This is a genomic window from Rosenbergiella metrosideri, from assembly GCF_022602565.1.
Classification (GTDB): Bacteria; Pseudomonadota; Gammaproteobacteria; order Enterobacterales; family Enterobacteriaceae; genus Rosenbergiella; species Rosenbergiella metrosideri.
In genome coordinates this window covers 48,927-66,451 of sequence record NZ_JALBCV010000013.1, presented here as the reverse complement: position 1 = coordinate 66,451, position 17,525 = coordinate 48,927, and the positions used below count along the sequence as shown (strand labels likewise).

The 17,525-nt window shown below is 48.1% G+C and carries 16 protein-coding genes and 2 pseudogenes; 2 read left to right on the top strand and 16 right to left on the bottom strand.

The window, feature by feature from the left end:
* Positions 1-3: 3 nt before the first annotated feature.
* From MKR94_RS12485 to MKR94_RS12470, 4 genes and pseudogenes are all read right to left on the bottom strand, one after another.
* On the bottom strand, positions 4-561 hold the full coding sequence (locus tag MKR94_RS12485; protein ID WP_241647198.1) for a tail fiber domain-containing protein: 558 nt from the start codon (positions 559-561) through the stop codon (positions 4-6).
* Positions 562-725: 164 nt separating this feature from the next.
* Entirely contained in the window at positions 726-1,226 is a 501-nt protein-coding gene (locus MKR94_RS12480; protein WP_241647197.1) for a hypothetical protein, read from the bottom strand.
* Positions 1,227-1,363: 137 nt separating this feature from the next.
* Complete coding sequence (locus tag MKR94_RS12475) at positions 1,364-2,284, bottom strand: DUF6453 family protein (protein ID WP_241647196.1); 921 nt, start codon at positions 2,282-2,284, stop codon at positions 1,364-1,366.
* A pseudogene (locus MKR94_RS12470) lies at positions 2,268-2,576 on the bottom strand (phage antirepressor N-terminal domain-containing protein); the annotation flags it as partial. The gene MKR94_RS12475 and the pseudogene MKR94_RS12470, both read right to left, overlap by 17 nt.
* 346 nt (positions 2,577-2,922) lie before the next feature.
* Between MKR94_RS12470 and MKR94_RS12465 the strand changes: the two are divergent.
* A complete protein-coding gene (locus MKR94_RS12465) occupies positions 2,923-3,708 on the top strand; it encodes a LexA family protein (RefSeq protein WP_241647195.1) in 786 nt (261 codons plus the stop codon).
* A 52-nt stretch (positions 3,709-3,760) separates the two neighbouring features.
* Here MKR94_RS12465 and MKR94_RS12460 read toward each other — a convergent pair whose 3' ends face one another.
* The 5 genes and pseudogenes from MKR94_RS12460 to guaB all read right to left on the bottom strand — a co-directional run bounded on the left by MKR94_RS12460 (position 3,761) and on the right by guaB (position 8,283).
* A complete protein-coding gene (locus tag MKR94_RS12460; RefSeq protein ID WP_241647194.1) occupies positions 3,761-4,105 on the bottom strand; it encodes an MliC family protein in 345 nt (114 codons plus the stop codon).
* A gap of 385 nt (positions 4,106-4,490) precedes the next feature.
* Positions 4,491-4,646: a hypothetical protein gene (locus MKR94_RS16995; protein ID WP_277755659.1), complete on the bottom strand. Its 156-nt coding sequence runs from the start codon at positions 4,644-4,646 to the stop codon at positions 4,491-4,493.
* Positions 4,647-4,984: 338 nt separating this feature from the next.
* A pseudogene (locus tag MKR94_RS17460) lies at positions 4,985-5,143 on the bottom strand (phage tail tube protein); the annotation flags it as partial.
* Positions 5,144-5,165: 22 nt separating this feature from the next.
* The gene (gene guaA, locus MKR94_RS12450) at positions 5,166-6,746 is read right to left on the bottom strand and encodes a glutamine-hydrolyzing GMP synthase (protein ID WP_241647193.1); all 1,581 of its coding nucleotides are present in this window, start codon (positions 6,744-6,746) and stop codon (positions 5,166-5,168) included.
* Between the two features lie 70 nt (positions 6,747-6,816).
* Complete coding sequence (gene guaB, locus MKR94_RS12445) at positions 6,817-8,283, bottom strand: IMP dehydrogenase (protein WP_241626832.1); 1,467 nt, start codon at positions 8,281-8,283, stop codon at positions 6,817-6,819.
* 168 nt (positions 8,284-8,451) lie between these two features.
* Here guaB and xseA point away from each other — a divergent pair, with 168 nt between their 5' ends.
* The gene (gene xseA, locus MKR94_RS12440; protein WP_241647192.1) at positions 8,452-9,834 is read left to right on the top strand and encodes an exodeoxyribonuclease VII large subunit; all 1,383 of its coding nucleotides are present in this window, start codon (positions 8,452-8,454) and stop codon (positions 9,832-9,834) included.
* 29 nt (positions 9,835-9,863) lie between these two features.
* Here xseA and der read toward each other — a convergent pair whose 3' ends face one another.
* From der to MKR94_RS12405, 7 genes are all read right to left on the bottom strand, one after another.
* Positions 9,864-11,348, bottom strand: a complete 1,485-nt coding sequence (gene der, locus MKR94_RS12435) for a ribosome biogenesis GTPase Der (protein WP_099824658.1) — start codon at positions 11,346-11,348, stop codon at positions 9,864-9,866.
* Between the two features lie 153 nt (positions 11,349-11,501).
* Complete coding sequence (gene bamB / locus MKR94_RS12430) at positions 11,502-12,683, bottom strand: outer membrane protein assembly factor BamB (protein ID WP_241647191.1); 1,182 nt, start codon at positions 12,681-12,683, stop codon at positions 11,502-11,504.
* Between the two features lie 16 nt (positions 12,684-12,699).
* A complete protein-coding gene (locus MKR94_RS12425) occupies positions 12,700-13,323 on the bottom strand; it encodes a YfgM family protein (RefSeq protein ID WP_241647189.1) in 624 nt (207 codons plus the stop codon).
* A 38-nt stretch (positions 13,324-13,361) separates the two neighbouring features.
* Complete coding sequence (gene hisS / locus MKR94_RS12420) at positions 13,362-14,642, bottom strand: histidine--tRNA ligase (protein ID WP_241647188.1); 1,281 nt, start codon at positions 14,640-14,642, stop codon at positions 13,362-13,364.
* Between the two features lie 59 nt (positions 14,643-14,701).
* Positions 14,702-15,823, bottom strand: a complete 1,122-nt coding sequence (ispG, locus tag MKR94_RS12415; protein ID WP_241647187.1) for a flavodoxin-dependent (E)-4-hydroxy-3-methylbut-2-enyl-diphosphate synthase — start codon at positions 15,821-15,823, stop codon at positions 14,702-14,704.
* Positions 15,824-15,854: 31 nt separating this feature from the next.
* Positions 15,855-16,847, bottom strand: coding sequence for a cytoskeleton protein RodZ (gene rodZ, locus MKR94_RS12410; RefSeq protein ID WP_241647186.1), 993 nt, complete (start codon positions 16,845-16,847; stop codon positions 15,855-15,857).
* A gap of 249 nt (positions 16,848-17,096) precedes the next feature.
* Positions 17,097-17,525 (bottom strand): tetratricopeptide repeat protein, encoded by a 429-nt coding sequence (locus tag MKR94_RS12405; protein ID WP_241647185.1) that lies wholly within the window; start codon positions 17,523-17,525, stop codon positions 17,097-17,099.

Genomic DNA, 17,525 nt, shown 5'->3' with positions numbered 1-17,525 from the left:
CTCTCATTGATCAGCGTATTCACTTTCGTCTGGAATAAGTGTAGCTAATTCTATTAGAGCTGATTGCTTATCTTCATCTGAGATGGATAGATCAGATAGTGCGAGTAGGGCTTTTCGCTGGATTGACATTAAATTGAGAATCGCCTCATGGTGAAGCCCAGCTGCAATTTGGCCTGCATTAACCGACAGCGTATCATTTACTAAAGTACCATCTTCTAGGTAAGTCGTGCCAGATGTTGTTACCAAATCAGAATCATATTCCTGCACAGCCTGTGCGATGAATCCAATACCTTTACCTCCTCCACCTATCTTGAGTTCCCATGTAGCACCTCGGAATTTAACCATGTCAGTAAGCGGGCTAGAGATAACTTTGATGTTATCTTTGATACGGCTGTCCGATGAAGATAACCAGTTAACGGCTGTAGCTGTACCGTTATTTTGGAAGTTAAAATCATTTTTTGTGCTTGCGTAGTTAACCTCCAATTTTAGGCCTGAGTTATTTCCTACATCTTCGTACTCATACACATTTGTTACAGCATTTGGCCTGTTCTTACCCGCCATAAATTTAAGATACGAACTACCCCAGTAAAGATTATTACCATCATGATTCGCTTCGCTTTCTGTGCAGAAACTAATTCCAGTAGCGTTGTCAACAAACTGAATGGATGTTAGGGTGCCCCCCGACTTGCCATTAACAGTGTTAAGCCGAGAATCATCCCCCGCAGCTACATCCCTGAAGTGGTCCCTGTATTTTTCTTAGCCGCATCGCCCAAATCCGATGAGTTAGCTTTCTTGGCTAAGCTATCATTAATTCCACTTAATGAGTTCGCTAGCGACAACCAAGATGGCCCCGTGTACTGGCTCCCATCAGGAACGTTCACTGTCACATTTCCTGAACCGGTCAAAATCTGCTGCCAGTTTGCCTTATCGTAGTTCAACCCTCGAATCGCTTGAGCTGTTCTCGCCCCAAGCTCTGCCGTCACAGCAGTATAAGCTCCTCGATCAATTAATGAAAAAGACTGTCTTGATACGTTATTACCTTTGTACTTGGCTGTGAGAGTGATCGACGTATCGTTAGTTATCTCACCAATCACAAAGGTAAAAGGAACATTGTCAATGTACGTTACCATCGCCCCGCCCACCTGTGCTTCTGAGGTGAATTTCGTACCTGAACCCGTAACCAAAAGTGTATTCCTATTTAGCGCTATCGTACCAGTCGCTGCCATGTGTGGCTCCTAATTTTAGATAATAAAAAACCCGCCTAAGCGGGTTAAAAATGAAAGGTATATCGATTAAAAGTAATCAGCAGTATCAAGCGCAGGAAGTATGCAGGCGACTTGCATAGCCTTAACGTCACCTATCTTTAGGTCACCAACATTGCTAGCACCTCTAGCAGAGGTTGCCTGCGATCCATCATTTCCATTCCTGCATACATAATCGGACGGTAAGTAGATGCTCTGATGTAATCCCCTGTTTGCATCCCGATACTGCATAATGGAACCATGGGCGCTCGAGCTATACTGCCGCCGCTAATGCCAGACCAAGATAAAATTTCTCCGTTGCTGGTATCGTAGTTTTTAAATCCTGACATAGTAAATACTACGCCATTCCATTTTGCAGGCGCACACTTAGAGCTAAATGTTATTTGCCCCGCCGCGTTATGGATCACTATGCCATAGCCTGAAGATGGCTTTTGTGGTGAGAATCCACAACTGACGATGGCAATCCTTATACCCGTTACGCTGCCACCAATCACCGAGCCCTGTGTACTGGAGAACGATGTATAACTTTTAATCCTGTTTGCATCTCTGTTTAAATAAAGTGGCGTAGTTGTATTGTTCCAATTAGCAAATACGACATAATTTCCTAAAGAAACAATATCGCTAGGAAGATCCCAGGTGCCATTTACATCAACTGTGCCTACCCACGTCACAAACCCCAAGTAGCTTGTGTCAGATATTTCGAGAAAATTGGTGCTATTGGTGAATCTTAACCCGTACCCGCTCGCTGATTGCGCTCCGTCGACAGAAAAAATATCGACTACGGCTGGCGTGAGCTGGTTATTGTTCGGATAGTTGGTGTCATAGTTTACTGTGAGTGTGTTCCCGTTGAACGACATGGAATTAGTCATCGCTCGACCAGCACTACCATCCCCTATTTTCCCTTTAATGTTTACGAGCCGCCTAGGGATGATAAGTGCCGTCGCACCACCTGTTATCTGCTTCGCTCCAGCAGAACTATTCCCTGATGTTTTTCCGTCACCAAGAGCGGTCACGAATATCATCGCGGACCTTTGCTGGGTTGATACTGAATAACCAGCCGTTGAGTTTCTTTAGCGGGATGCAGATCATCTTCTGCAAACCGCCTTTTGTAGGTATGGCGATATCACCACACCCAAACTTTTCACGCTGAGAATTCAACTTCGCGTACTGACTTTTCCAGTCGAGACCAATATTTTCAACAATTGGCTTCATTGCTACATAAGCAACGCCAACCGCCATAGCAGTGATAATGTGCTGCCCGTGAAATGACAGAGAGGTGCTGCTTACTGCTTCGATAATTGCTATACTGTTCATCGTTAGTTTCTCCGAAAGTTACTGACATTAGAGGCCCGGTTAGTGTTAGCGCACTTCTGGGCTTCGCTGTATTTACTGAATGATAAATTCACCTTTCTTCTCCATCTCCATAACTCTAGAAATCAAGTAGTCCATCATTCCCTGAGCAGACCTATAAGTCTTTTTTGCATTGCTATCAACGAAGGCTTTAACTTCCTGAGTCATACGGTACGCCATAGGCTTGATATCTTTTTTCTTCTATTCCATTATTCACCTCATGCACTTTTATTATTCACACCATCATCGGTGTGGTTGGATTATTAATCACACATTATATTGTGTCAATAGGAGGTTATATATTTCACATATGAATATTAATGACTCATTTTCTAACAGGGTGGCAATAGCAAGGGTCGCCCTTGACTTAACGCAAGCGCAGTTAGCTGATACGGTCGGCATTGTGCGTAGACAGATTGCTGCTTATGAGGCTGGAGACTCAAAGCCTAGGGACAAAGTACTACATAACCTTGCAGCTGCTTTAGGGACAACATCAGAATGGTTAGCTACTGGGGCTGGGGCTGGCCCAGATGTGAGACATGTCAGAAAGACAATTACTGTTCCATTGATACCTATTTATACCAGTGTACAGGCACATGCTGTTAACGAGTTCTCATCTGAATCATCTGCGATAGACTTCATCCCCTGCCCAGAGGGTGCTGGGGAAAATGCATTTGCAATCATAGTTCAAGGCGATTCCATGACCTGTGACGGAAACATTAGCTTTCCAGATGGCACTATTGTCACCATTGCTCCCAATCACGAAATCAAGCATGGAGATTTTGGCCTATTTTCCTTAGGAGATTCGAATGAATCGACTTTCAAGCAACTTGTAATAGACCAAGGCAAGTACTATTTAAAGGCGCTTAATCATTCATGGCCTCTTGTTGCTTGTGGTGCAGATATAATAGTTATTGGTAAAGCAGTCCACTCTCAAGTGCACATTCGGTCTAATAATCACGTCGAATATCAGGCCATTAGACAAAAAAGTGACATTGAGAAAAGAATCGAGCAATTAGAAGAATTGATGTCCAGAGCTCATGATGCTGGAATATTTCTTGCGCAACATAGAAAAGACGACAAAAAGCCCGAGTAACCGTGCACAAAAAAGCCACCCGTAGGTGGCTTACCTGCATCAAGATTTATTACTAAGGGGTTAATGATGCTGCGTCTATTTCTTGGCATTCAATCTCATGCCCCATCGGCACATCATCATTTTCGGTCTGCTCTTTAGTTAACTTGGTCAGAGTTATGTCATCTTTAGCTGACCAAAGTTGCCAACCATCGCCAAGATACCTCGCCCCGCTAGCTGAAACTACTGACTTGAGGAGGAATAACTCTCCATCATATAGCATTACTGCGTGGTCAGTATCAGGAAAAGATGCTTTCATCTCCTTACCATTGCAGGTATAGTTAAATGTCTCTGCTGCTAGGGTGGTGACAGGTAAAGATAAAGCTAGAATGCAAGGCAATAGCCTAGATAGTTTAATCATGATATTTACTCAGTTGGGCCGATATTTGTGAATACTACCATGATTAGCTTATTAATTAACCACCCCCATTCTCTTAACTCTCTTCCTCACCCTTCATCACCTCTTCACGATAAACATCATCCAGTGCAAATATCAAGTTCGCGATTAATTTGTATAGGTCTGCTGCGAAGATATGTGTCGATATCACCCAATGACAGAGGCAGAGGTGTAGCTTCCATGCCGATATACTGCCTGCCGCGGCTAATTACTGCATAGGCAGAGAGAATAAGACCTGTTAACTCATCAATCCCCGGCTCATCAGCTGGCTTAAATCCCAACTTTTCCTCTCGCCATCGGTTGCGCTCACCTTCAGGACCAGAGTATCGGTTTAGCCACTTCTGCGCGGCTAGGGCTTTCCCACGGCATCATCTTTCTTCTCTTTAATGCCTTGAGCGATGTCAGAACCAGTCCTTAGGATTGACCAGTATAGCTCTGGCTTTTGTTTCAGCAGGGCCAGACCACTCTCTGGAGTGTATTCAATGGCTACTTCTTTGCCATCCACAATCTCACCAACCCCCTGTATTTTGAGCAGGTATCGAGCAGTAAGTCGTCGAGTGAATCCACATCACCAATAGCCGATAGGTCGAATTCCTTGGTGCCAACATTTAGCGCAGCATCCAATCTGTCGATATGGCGGCGGAGGATGGCCTGACGTGACTTGCAATCGTGAGACTCAACACTCCCGACCTTTAGTTTTAGGCCTTTAATTGGCTCAATCCAGCGGTTTCCATCTGCGCCTAAGCGCTTATTGATAATTCACATATTACCTCTGCATAAAAAAGACCCGTGACGCTATGCAGAGCGAAACGGGCAAATTGTTTTAGGTTATTGTGATGCTGGTTAAGTAGCAGCCTTGCGGGTGATAGTTGGCGGCGTATCTGAGTCAGTGATATTCAACTGAACCTGAATGATGTCCGTATTACCACCGTCAGGCCAATCACCGTCAACCTGAACCGATGGGAAGTTGAAGGTATAAGAGCCTTCTGTATTCTCAAGGGATTAGGCTAGATTAGCCAGAATATCATTCCCACTCAATCGTCGCGGGCGGTTTACCACTGATATCGTAAACGACGCGGGAAATACCGTTAACTTCGTTGATAATGCGGTTAGAGACACGGCCCAAGAAATCGTATGGCAGATGTGCCCAGTGCGCGGTCATAAAGTCGATGGTTTCTACCGCACGCAGCGAGACAACCCAATCGTATTTACGCCCATCGCCCATTACACCGACTGAACGTACTGGTAAGAAGACGGTGAAGGCTTGACTGACTTTATCGTATAGCTTGGCTTTGTGCAGCTCTTCGATAAAGATTGCATCAGCACGACGTAGCAGATCGCAATACTCTTTCTTCACTTCTCCCAGTACACGTACGCCAAGGCCTGGACCTGGGAAAGGATGACGATATAGCATCTCGAACGGCAGGCCTAACTCTAGACCAATTTTACGGACTTCGTCTTTGAACAGCTCTTTCAGCGGCTCAACCAGTCCCATCTTCATCTCTTTCGGTAAGCCACCCACATTGTGGTGTGATTTAATCACGTGCGCTTTACCCGTCGCAGATGCGGCAGATTCGATAACGTCTGGGTAGATAGTTCCTTGCGCTAACCATTTCACATCTTCGAGTTTTAACGCTTCTTCATCGAACACTTCTACAAAGACACGGCCGATGGTTTTACGCTTAGCTTCTGGTTCGTCGATTCCTGCAAGAGCATCGAGGAAACGTTTTTCCGCTTCAACATGGATAATGTTTAGACCGAAACGATCGCCAAACATCTCCATCACTTGTTCCGCTTCGTTTAAACGTAACAGCCCATTGTCAACGAAGACGCAGGTTAAACGCTTGCCGATGGCGCGGTGAAGTAACAGCGCCGTCACTGAGGAGTCAACCCCACCGGACAGGCCAAGGATAACTTTATCGTTACCCACTTGCTCACGCAGGCGCTCGACCGCATCGTCGATAATCTTAGCTGGCGTCCACAGGGCTTCACACTGACAGATATCACGCACGAAACGCTCAAGCAATTGCTGACCTTGACGTGTGTGGGTCACTTCTGGGTGGAACTGTACGCCGTAGAAACGCTTCTCTTCGTTCGCCATAATGGCAAACGGGCACGTTTCGGTGCTGGCTACGGTGGTGAAATCAGCAGGAATGGCGGTGACTTTATCGCCATGGCTCATCCAGACATCAAGAATCGGTGCGCCCTGCTCAGTTAGGCTATCTTTGATATCACGGACCAAAGCACTGTCAGCCACAACTTCAACTTGCGCATAACCAAATTCACGCTCGTTGGAACCTTGAACTTGGCCACCCAGTTGCATTGCCATGGTTTGCATACCGTAGCAGACACCTAATACCGGAACACCCGCGGTAAATACATATTCTGGCGCGCGCGGGCTATTGTTTTCCGTTGTGCTCTCCGGACCACCCGATAAAATAATACCGTTCGGGTTAAATTCGCGGATCTGCGCTTCGGTCACATCCCAAGCCCATAATTCACAGTACACGCCCAACTCCCGCACGCGACGTGCGACCAGCTGCGTATACTGGGAACCAAAGTCGAGGATCAGAATACGGTGTTTGTGGATATTTTCTGTCGTCATTAAAATTTTCCAGGCGATAGCGTTATGAAATGACGCGCCCGGCAATCGCCGGGCGCAAAGTCAGTCGGGATTAAGACCCCATACGATAATTTGGTGCTTCTTTGGTAATAGTAACATCGTGAACGTGACTTTCCGAGATACCTGCACCACTGATACGGACAAATTCTGCTTTAGTCCTTAAGTCATCAATGGTCGCACAGCCAGTTAAGCCCATGCATGAACGCAGGCCGCCCATCTGCTGATGAATAATCTCTTTTAAGTGACCTTTGTAGGCGACACGACCTTCAATCCCTTCTGGCACCAATTTGTCTGCCGCGTTATCAGTTTGGAAATAACGGTCAGAAGAGCCTTTAGACATCGCGCCTAAAGAGCCCATACCACGGTAGGATTTGTAAGAACGACCTTGATAAAGTTCGATTTCGCCTGGGGACTCATCAGTACCCGCTAACATTGAACCGACCATAACCGCTGCGGCGCCCGCGGCGATCGCTTTAGCGATATCACCGGAGAAACGGATCCCGCCATCTGCAACGACGGGAATACCCGTCCCTTCAAGCGCAGCAACGGCATCAGAGACCGCGGTGATTTGTGGAACACCAACGCCGGTGACGATACGTGTAGTACAGATTGAGCCAGGGCCAATTCCGACTTTAACGGCACTGACGCCAGCATCAGCAAGGGCTTTAGCGCCTGCTGCAGTCGCAACATTACCACCGATGATTTCTAAGTCAGGATATTTCGCACGGGTTTCACGAATACGTTGTAGAACACCTTCAGAATGGCCATGTGACGAGTCGATCAATAGCACATCGACCCCTGCAGCCACTAAAGCATCGACGCGTTCTTCGTTACCTGCACCCGCACCGACGGCTGCGCCAACGCGTAAACGACCTTGGGAGTCTTTACAGGCGTTAGGCTTACGTTCAGCCTTTTGGAAATCCTTAACGGTAATCATGCCACGAAGGTGGAAAGCATCATCAACAACTAGCGCTTTTTCGACACGATTTTCATGCATTTTCTGCAGGACGATTTCGCGTGCGTCGCCTTCTTTCACCGTGACCAAACGCTCTTTTGGCGTCATGAAAGTGCTAACCGCTTGATTGAGGTCGGTCACAAAACGGACATCACGGCCAGTGATGATCCCCACCAGCTCATTTTGTGCGTTAACGACTGGGTAACCGGCGAAACCATTAATTTCAGTTAACTCTTTCACTTCACGTAGCGTAGTGGTAGGTAATACAGTTTGTGGATCGGTGACGATACCACTTTCGTATTTTTTCACCTTACGTACTTCTTCCGCTTGGCGCTCAATGGTCATGTTCTTGTGGATAAAACCTAAACCGCCTTCTTGAGCCAGTGCAATTGCTAAACGGGCTTCGGTCACGGTATCCATTGCAGCAGACAGCATTGGGATATTCAGGCGAATGTTTTTCGTCAATTGAGTAGTCAGCGAAGCCGTGTTAGGCAGCACTGTAGAGTGGGCAGGAACCAGTAAAACATCGTCGAACGTGAGGGCTTCTTTTGCAATTCGTAGCATGGCAATATCTCAACCTAAGGTTAGTGAGAACGGATAAAATATTGCCGATGCATTATACAGGCGCATTGCCCTTCGCTCCAGCTTTATTTATAGAAAAAACTTGATAGTTGTAAGTAGAAGGTTACTATCACTGCTTAACCCTCTGATTTAAAGTTTGATCTTGATCACATGTTACCGACAGAAAACAGCACAATTTATTCCGTCGCTCAGCTAAACGGTAGCGTGCGACAGCTTCTGGAAAAGCAGCTGGGCCGCATCTGGCTAAGTGCCGAAGTCTCGAACTTTAGCCGACCGTCATCCGGACATTGGTACTTCACCCTTAAGGACGATGCCGCTCAGGTCCGCTGCGCAATGTTTCGTGGCAGCAATCAACGCGTCACCTTTCAGCCGCAAAACGGCATGCAGATTCTCGTCCGGGCGTCGGTGACGCTTTATGATCCGCGAGGCGACTATCAGTTGATTGTTGAGTCGATGCATCCGGCTGGCGAAGGATTGTTACAGCAACAATTTCAAGCATTAAAACTTAAGCTCGACAGCGAGGGGCTGTTCGCGCAATCTCGCAAACGCTCTCTACCGGTCCCAGCAACACGCGTGGGGGTGATTACTTCCCCTTCTGGCGCGGCATTACATGATATTTTGCATGTATTACGTCGACGTGACCCCGCGCTTCCCGTGGTGATCTATCCCACAGCAGTGCAAGGACGAGAGGCGACTGCTGCCATCGTCAACGCCATCACCTTAGCCAATCAACGTAAAGAGTGTGATGTGTTGATTGTCGGACGTGGCGGAGGCTCGTTGGAGGATCTGTGGTGCTTTAACGAAGAGAGTGTGGCCCGCGCCATTGCCAACAGCGACCTCCCGATTGTCAGTGCTGTCGGTCACGAAACTGATATCACTATCGCTGATTTTGTCGCAGACTTACGCGCCCCCACCCCCTCTGCCGCGGCGGAAATGGTGAGTCGTAATCAACTTGAACTTTTACGGCAATTACAAGGGCAGCAACAACGATTAGAGATGGCGTTCGATTATTATCATACCGGCCAACAACGCCGCTTAACGGCGCTTACACACCGTCTGACCCAGCAACATCCACAGTTACGACTGGTACGCCAACAGTCACAGCTACAACAACAACAACGCCGCATGCAAGATGCTTTACAACGTCAAGTGCAGAGTGCGCAACAGCGTTATGATAGCCTGACCCGTCGCTTGAACCGCTGCCTGCCTTCAGCCAAAATTGCTCAGCATCAGCAATATCTCGCTCAACAGCGCTATCGTTTGCAGATTGCCCTGCAGCAGCAGGTCGAGCAGCGTAAGCAGCGCTTTGGAAATCTGGCCGTGCAGTTGGAAGCAGTCAGTCCACTCGGGACGCTGGCACGAGGCTACAGTGTCACCACCGGCGCAAAAGGTGAAGTCGTACGTAAGACTAAAGAGTTACGTGTCGGTGATACGCTTCGTACCCGCTTGGAGGATGGCTGGGCGGAGAGTGAAGTCGTCAACCTTGAGAAAACCCGTAAACGCACTCCAAAAAAGTCTACTTCTTCACAATAAAAAAGGGCCACTTTCTGTGGCCCTAATGATTAACGCTTGTTCTTCTTCATGTGCGCCATTAAACGCTTACGTTTACGCTGTTGTGTTGGCGTAAGTAGGTTACGTTTTCCAGCAAACGGGTTCTCACCCTCTTTGAATTGGATACGGATCGGCGTTCCCATCACGTTTAAGGTCCGACGATAATAGTTCATCAAGTAACGTTTGTAGGAATCCGGTAAATCCTTCACTTGGTTACCGTGAATGACCACGATAGGTGGGTTATATCCCCCCGCATGCGCGAACTTCAGTTTAACGCGACGGCCACGTACCAGAGGCGGTTGGTGATCGTCTTGCGCCATATGCATGATGCGTGTCAGCATTGCCGTATTAACGCGTTTGGTCGAGCTATCGTAAGCTTCGGTAATGGATTCAAACAGGTTGCCGACGCCACTACCATGTAGGGCCGAAATAAAGTGAACACGGGCAAAATCGATAAAGCCTAAACGGTAATCCAGTGCTTCTTTGATTTCGTCTCTGACTTCTTGCGACAGGCCATCCCATTTATTGACGACGATAACGAGTGAACGTCCACTGTTAAGAATAAAGCCTAACAACGAGAGATCTTGGTCAGAGATCCCTTCCCGCGCATCGATCACTAGCAATACGACGTTAGCGTCTTCGATCGCTTGCAGGGTTTTGATTACCGAGAACTTCTCGACCGCATCATGCACTTTACCGCGCTTACGCACACCGGCAGTGTCGATCAATACATAGTCGCGCTCGTCACGTTCCATCGGTATATAGACGCTATCACGTGTAGTGCCAGGCATGTCATACACAACAACCCGGTCTTCACCTAAAATACGGTTGGTGAGGGTCGATTTACCCACGTTAGGACGACCAACGATGGCTAATTTGATCGGCAACGTCGTGGGGTCGAACTCTTCTTCTTCTTCGAGTTGTTCTAGCTCTTCCGCTTCCAGATCAGCCCAATACGCGGCATTTTCTTCTTCTTCAGTCAGTGGCGCTTGTTCTTCTTTTTTATCCATCCACGGGAACAACGCCGTCTCTAATAGCGATGTCACGCCACGACCATGCGATGCTGCGATAGCATGGATTTCGCCCATGCCCAATGACCAGAAATCACTGATTGCCGCATCGGCATCCAAACCATCGGTTTTGTTGGCGACTAGAAAAGTCGCTTTTTCACGTGAACGTAAATGTTGAGCGATTTGCTCATCCGCAGGCATCACGCCGGCACGGGCATCCACCATAAATAGGACGACATCTGCCTCTTCAATCGCTAATAACGATTGTGCCGCCATCCGCGTTTCAACACCCTCTTCGGTGCCATCAATACCACCGGTATCAATACAGATGAATTCACGGCCTTCAACTTCAGCTCGCCCATACTTGCGATCGCGCGTCAGACCGGGAAAGTCCGCAACCAGCGCATCACGTGTGCGAGTTAACCGATTGAATAATGTTGACTTTCCAACATTCGGGCGCCCAACCAGCGCGACCACAGGTACCATAATAAAGCCTCATGACAAAATAAATCTGCTAACCCAACTTTTATTCGCAAGCACGCTTAATCAAATAAAAGTGGCTTACCATAAAAAATAAACGGCTCCTGCAGAACAGGAGCCGTGCAATATAACACACCTAAGCGAAATTGCTGAGGATGTTTAACGTGAGATAGAGTAAACCTCGCCGCCTTTCGCTTGAATCAGCAATTTGCTGCCCGCGACAACCGGATCAGTTTGGAAGCCTGAACTATCGACTTTTTGCTGGGAAACAAAGCGTCCGTCTGCGGTATTGATCCAGTGTAGGTAGCCTTCGCTATCCCCAACGACTAGGTAACCATCAAACAGAACTGGCGAAGTTAAGTTACGATGCAGTAATTCGCTTTGACGCCAGATGGCGACACCGCCATCAGTATTTAAGGCAATCACACGGTCGTCTTGGTCAACCACATAAATGTTGCTACCTTCGACAATAATATTTTTTACGCCGCCAACATCACGTTTCCAGATGAGTTGTCCAGAACGTAAATCCATCGCGGTTAAGCTACCGTTGTAGGCTAAAGCATAGACCACATTGTTTGCGATAATTGGCGTAGTATCGACGTCACTTAAGCGATCAATTTCTGTCGCACCGCTCGGTTGCGAGATACGTTGCTGCCAGATAATCTGACCTTGGTTTAGGATCACGGCACTCACACGTCCGTTATCTCCGCCAACGATCGCGCCACCATAAGCGACTGCTGGCGCAGATTCGCCACGCAGTGATAGCGAAGGAATATCAAGGTTAACTGACCATTTGCTGGCACCCGTTTGTTGGTCAAGTGCCTGCAGAATGCCGTTACTTTGGTGGATTAAGACTAACCCATCGCTAACCACAGGACGCGACATCGCTTCACCGGTGACTTGGGTCTTCCACAACAATTTACCGTCCGCCGCGTTTAACGCATAGACAGCGCCACGCTCGCTACCGATATATAAGGTTGAGCCGTCAACGGTGATGCCACCAGACAGTAAGGCAGACAGGTTACTTGAGAAGAAGCCCTGTTTTTCAGAGAGATCGATCGACCATTTCTCTTTACCACTCGCGGCGTCTAGCGCTTTAACCGTACCATGGCGGTCCGCTGCAAAGACGGTACCTTCTTGCCAAGCAGGGTGCAGGTTAGAGTAGAAGTTGCCTACACCATCACCTACCGAGGTACTCCATGCGGTAGAAGGGGTAAACTGATTTTGTACTTTGGGCAGAGGGGCCATTTTCACGACATCCTCTTCACCACTGAACAGCGAACAACCACTTAACAGGGTGGCCGAAATTAATGCCGGCAGCAGGTATTTACGTAATTCCATGCGCTCTCTCACTGGCTTAGCTAAAATTATTCAATTTAGTTTGCATCATCTGCTTCACTGCAGGTGATACCTCTGATTTTATCCCTTGACGCCAAGCAGCGGCTGCGCCCTGCTTATCGCCTTTATTTAACAGGATATCGCCGCGAATATCTGCGGCCAGGCCGGTCCAGTTATCCCCTTTGACTGCATCAAGCGTTTTTAATGCCGCATCGGGATTTTTTAGCTCAGACTGGACCCGAGCAAGACGAAGACGAATCACCGCTTGAAGACTTTGGTCTGCAGAGTCTTGCAGCCCTTGCTCTAAGATTTTCGCTGCATTCTGCAGGTCACTCTTATCGACATAGGTTTTGGCCAGCGTCAGTGACGCCAAAGCACCATAACTGGTTTTATCGTGGTCAACAAAACTGGCAAGCGCCTGAATTGACGCAGGGTTATCAGCTTTCAGCGTTGACGTGAGCTGCTGGTAGCGATCCGATGATGCTAAAGCATCATTTTGTTGATGATTCACCCAAAAGCGCCAGCCCACTAGTGCGGCAATCCCAATCACTGCACCGACCGCAAGAATCTTACCGTTGTTCGCAAAAAACTGTTTAACTGCTTCAGTTTGATCACGTTGATTGTCGTTGTTGTAAACTTCCACCCGTCCTACTCCTGTATTACTCTCTACCTGCCACACGCTTACTCAGCGAGAAGCGCCGCCTGTAATTCGGCCAGTACATCCTGAGAACTGACTAACTTCTGTTCACCACGCGCCAAGTTTTTAATCACCACTTGTCCGTTGCTGACTTCATCTTCGCCCAGCACCAGTGCCACTTTCGCACCATTTTTATCCGCACGCGCGAATTGCTTCTTGAAGTTACCGCCACCAAAGTTAGTCATAATTTTCAAGCTAGGCGCTTGATCACGGAGCGTTTCGGCAAGTTGCATCGCTGCAGATTGCACACCTTGTCCCGATGATATGACGTAGACATCCACTTTGTTAACTGGTTCAAAGTCTGGTACGACAGATTGTACTAACAGAACCAAACGCTCAAGCCCCATCGCGAAGCCCACAGCAGGTGTGGCACGCCCACCCAGCTGTTCAACAAGCCCATCGTAACGTCCACCGGCACAGACAGTACCTTGCGCGCCTAGGCTGCTGGTCACCCACTCAAAAACGGTGCGGTTGTAGTAGTCTAATCCACGGACCAAGCGCTGATTGATGCGATAAGTAATCCCTGCGTCATCTAAGAATTGGCAGACACCCGCGAAGTGCTCACGAGATTCGTCATCGAGGTAGTCATGCAGTTTAGGAGCGTCATTCAGTAACGCTTGAACCTCTGGATTTTTGCTGTCCAGTACCCGCAACGGGTTACTGTACATGCGACGTAAACAGTCTTCATCCAACACTTCCTTATGCTGTTCTAAGAACGCAACCAATGCTTCACGGTAATTGGCGCGTGCATCAAGTGAACCGATGGAGTTAAGCTCTAGCTCGACATGATCAGCAATACCGAGCACTTTCCACCAGCGCGCGGTCATCATGATCAGCTCAGCATCAATATCAGGGCCTGTTAAGCCAAAGACTTCCGCCCCAAGTTGGTAGAATTGACGATAACGCCCCTTCTGTGGACGCTCGTAACGGAACATCGGCCCCATATACCATAGGCGCTGTTCTTGGTTATAAAGCAGACCATGTTCGATTCCCGCACGGACACAGCCCGCGGTGCCCTCAGGGCGTAAAGTTAAGCTTTCACCGTTGCGGTCATCGAAGGTATACATCTCTTTTTCGACCACATCGGTGACTTCACCAATGGCGCGTTTAAACAATGGCGTCTGTTCTACGATAGGCAAGCGAATTTCGCTAAAGCCGTAGCCTGCCAAGACTTGTTTCAGACTCTGTTCGATGCGCTGCCATACTGCAGTATCTGCTGGCAGGTAGTCGTTCATTCCCCGTATCGCTTGAATATTTTTCGCCACGTTACAATCTCTTTATTTCAAATGCTAAAAAAACAGGGCATTACTGCCCAGTTAAATGATTAGTTATCTAGGTGCTGGATCGCAATCCGCGCATTTTCGTCCAGCATCGAGGCTTTTGCACGGATACGGGCTTCGAGTTGGTCAATCATATCGTTATTATCTAGACGATCACGTTGACGTACCCCATCTTCGTAGAATCCGCTTTTTTTATTACCACCGGTAACGCCGAGGGTGGAGACAGTCGCCTCGCCCGGTCCATTGACCACGCAGCCGATAATCGAGACATCCATAGGCGTAATGATATCTTCTAAACGCTGTTCTAAAGCATTAACCGTACCGATAACATCAAACTCTTGACGTGAACAGGTTGGGCAAGCGATAAAGTTAATTCCACGTGAACGAATACGTAGCGATTTTAAGATATCAAAGCCCACTTTGATCTCTTCAATTGGATCAGCCGCCAGTGAGACACGTAACGTATCGCCAATGCCTTCAGACAGCAATAAACCTAACCCAATCGCCGATTTCACCGCTCCGGCACGTGCGCCGCCTGCTTCTGTGATACCTAAGTGCAGTGGTTGTTTAATCTGTTGTGCCAGCAGACGATAGGATTCAACCGCTAAAAACACATCAGAGGCTTTGACACTGACTTTGAACTGATCGAAGTTTAGACGATCTAAATGTTCAACATGACGCAGTGCAGATTCAACCAGTGCCTGTGGCGTCGGTTCGCCATATTTTTCCTGCAGATCTTTTTCTAATGATCCGGCATTTACGCCGATACGGATCGGGATATTATGATCCCGAGCGCAATCCACAACTTGACGAATACGTTCGTTATTACCGATATTTCCTGGGTTGATCCGTAAGCAATCAACACCGTACTCTGCCACTTTAAGAGCGATACGGTAATCGAAATGGATATCTGCCACTAAGGGCAGATTCACTTGTTGCTTAATCAGCTTGAAGGCTTCTGCCGCATCCATAGTAGGAACAGAAACACGTACAATATCCGCACCGACGCGCTCTAGCGCTCTAATCTGATTGACCGTTGCTTCAACATCGGTGGTACGGGTATTGGTCATTGATTGTACAGCGATGGGAGCCCCATCGCCGATTGGCACCTTACCGACATAAATACGAGTCGATTTACGACGGTTAATGGGAGCCTCGTTATGCATAGCTTTTCTCCACTTGTCTCAAGGTTAGCGCTTACGCGCCAACATTCAGACGTGCTACCTGATTACGATGAACAAAACGGCTGAGATCAACGGGTTGACCACGGAACTGGACCGAGACTGATGCAGGAGCGCCGATTTTTAGATGATAGGGAAGCTTACCAGTGAGGTTTAAAGCACCACCATTGTGTTGTAAGCCACTGAATAATTTTTTACCGCTCGCATCACTGACTTCCAACCAGCAGTCGCCGGTAAATTGTAAGGTGATAGCATCTGGGCTAGCAGGGGTCTGTGGCGCATTATCAGCCGTCGTGGCAGGTTGCGCAGGAAGAGACGTTGAAACTGCTGGCGTTTGGGGCGTCGGCGAGGTTTGTGTCGGATTCACCGCCGCTGGCGCTGCTGCGCTATTATCGTTAGCGGGTGCGGTTGACGCGGAAGGCGTCGTTTCTGATGGTGCGGCCGGTTCTGGCTGCGCATCGGTCGCCGCAGGTTGAGACTCACTTTGTGTGGCTTGCTGAGACGACGGATCGGTGGATAATGGAATGGACTGACTAGTACCGGTTCCTTCGTTTTCTTGCGTCGACACGCTATTCGTTAATTCACTTTGCGCGGCTTTATGATTCTGCCACCACCACGCTACCGTAAGTCCCACCACGACAAAAATAATTAACCAAGTGAACGTCGTGAGTAGCCCATCGCGTTTTTTTCTACTGCGACGGCTATTGAGCGAGTAATTCTGCATCGGCGTGATTTTTGCTGGACGTATCGGCGCGTGTTGCGGGGCTTCGGGCAGTAATTCGGTTTCTGGGATTTGCACTAGGCGTGCATAAGAGCGGATATACCCGCGTAAAAAGGTCACGGCAAGTTCAGCAGGCGCTTTATCATCTTCGATATCTCGCACTGTAGAGAGCTTGAGGCAGAGTCTATCGGCAACGTTCTGTTGCGTCATACCTTTGGCTTCACGGGCTTGACGTAAACGCTCACCCGCAGATTTTTTGATGATGTCTTGGTTGGCTTCAGTATTCATTCGCAATATAACGTCAGTACTGTATCGAGGGTGAAAAGTTCGCGCTAACGGTAATGGGTCTGTGACGCTGGCGACCGAGTACGGCGTTGCACGGCGATAAATTCATGGTTTACATCATTCTGTTCAGTGAATAAGTATAATGATAGTGCGTTTCTAGAATAGTGTTAAGCTTATCCGGATACGACTCATGTTACCTTCCCACTCAACACTACTCACTCTGGCGATGGCATGACTAGCATGATGCTGCCGCTATCGTGACGAGTCCGGTAAACAGGGATTTTCTTTTCCACTGTTTTGATTACCTACTGTTTTTTCATCACGTTTAACAATACGTCGAGCTTCATCATACTGCCCTAAAGTACAAAGAAAAGCACCGTAATTATCACTTAGCTGGGTATTTTCTGGAGCCATCTTAAAAGCACGTTGATAATACGAAACAGCCTTTGAGGTGTCCCCTTGCTGTGCGGCTATCTGTGCTAGCCCCCACCATCCGTGAGCATTATTCGGCTGGAGGGCCACCACTTTACGAAAGTTCCGTTCGGCGTGGGTGAGTTGGTTTATCTGAAGGTATTGTTCCCCAAGATAGCGCCGCATGGCCACGCTCTGTTCTACCGCTGAATAGTGCTGGCAGCCCGCCAGTAAACTTACCACCACCACTGCCCCTTTCCATTTAGTCAT

Coding starts and splice junctions, on each gene's coding strand:
- guaA (WP_241647193.1), bottom strand. CDS start 6,746: ATGACGACAGAAAATATCCACAAACACCGTATTCTGATCCTCGACTTT.
- rodZ (WP_241647186.1), bottom strand. CDS start 16,847: ATGAATACTGAAGCCAACCAAGACATCATCAAAAAATCTGCGGGTGAG.
- xseA (WP_241647192.1), top strand. CDS start 8,452: ATGTTACCGACAGAAAACAGCACAATTTATTCCGTCGCTCAGCTAAAC.
- MKR94_RS12460 (WP_241647194.1), bottom strand. CDS start 4,105: ATGATTAAACTATCTAGGCTATTGCCTTGCATTCTAGCTTTATCTTTA.
- der (WP_099824658.1), bottom strand. CDS start 11,348: ATGGTACCTGTGGTCGCGCTGGTTGGGCGCCCGAATGTTGGAAAGTCA.
- MKR94_RS12475 (WP_241647196.1), bottom strand. CDS start 2,284: ATGATATTCGTGACCGCTCTTGGTGACGGAAAAACATCAGGGAATAGT.
- bamB (WP_241647191.1), bottom strand. CDS start 12,683: ATGGAATTACGTAAATACCTGCTGCCGGCATTAATTTCGGCCACCCTG.
- MKR94_RS12485 (WP_241647198.1), bottom strand. CDS start 561: ATGGCGGGTAAGAACAGGCCAAATGCTGTAACAAATGTGTATGAGTAC.
- MKR94_RS12465 (WP_241647195.1), top strand. CDS start 2,923: ATGAATATTAATGACTCATTTTCTAACAGGGTGGCAATAGCAAGGGTC.
- MKR94_RS12405 (WP_241647185.1), bottom strand. CDS start 17,525: ATGACTAAATGGAAAGGGGCAGTGGTGGTGGTAAGTTTACTGGCGGGC.
- MKR94_RS12480 (WP_241647197.1), bottom strand. CDS start 1,226: ATGGCAGCGACTGGTACGATAGCGCTAAATAGGAATACACTTTTGGTT.
- ispG (WP_241647187.1), bottom strand. CDS start 15,823: ATGCATAACGAGGCTCCCATTAACCGTCGTAAATCGACTCGTATTTAT.
- guaB (WP_241626832.1), bottom strand. CDS start 8,283: ATGCTACGAATTGCAAAAGAAGCCCTCACGTTCGACGATGTTTTACTG.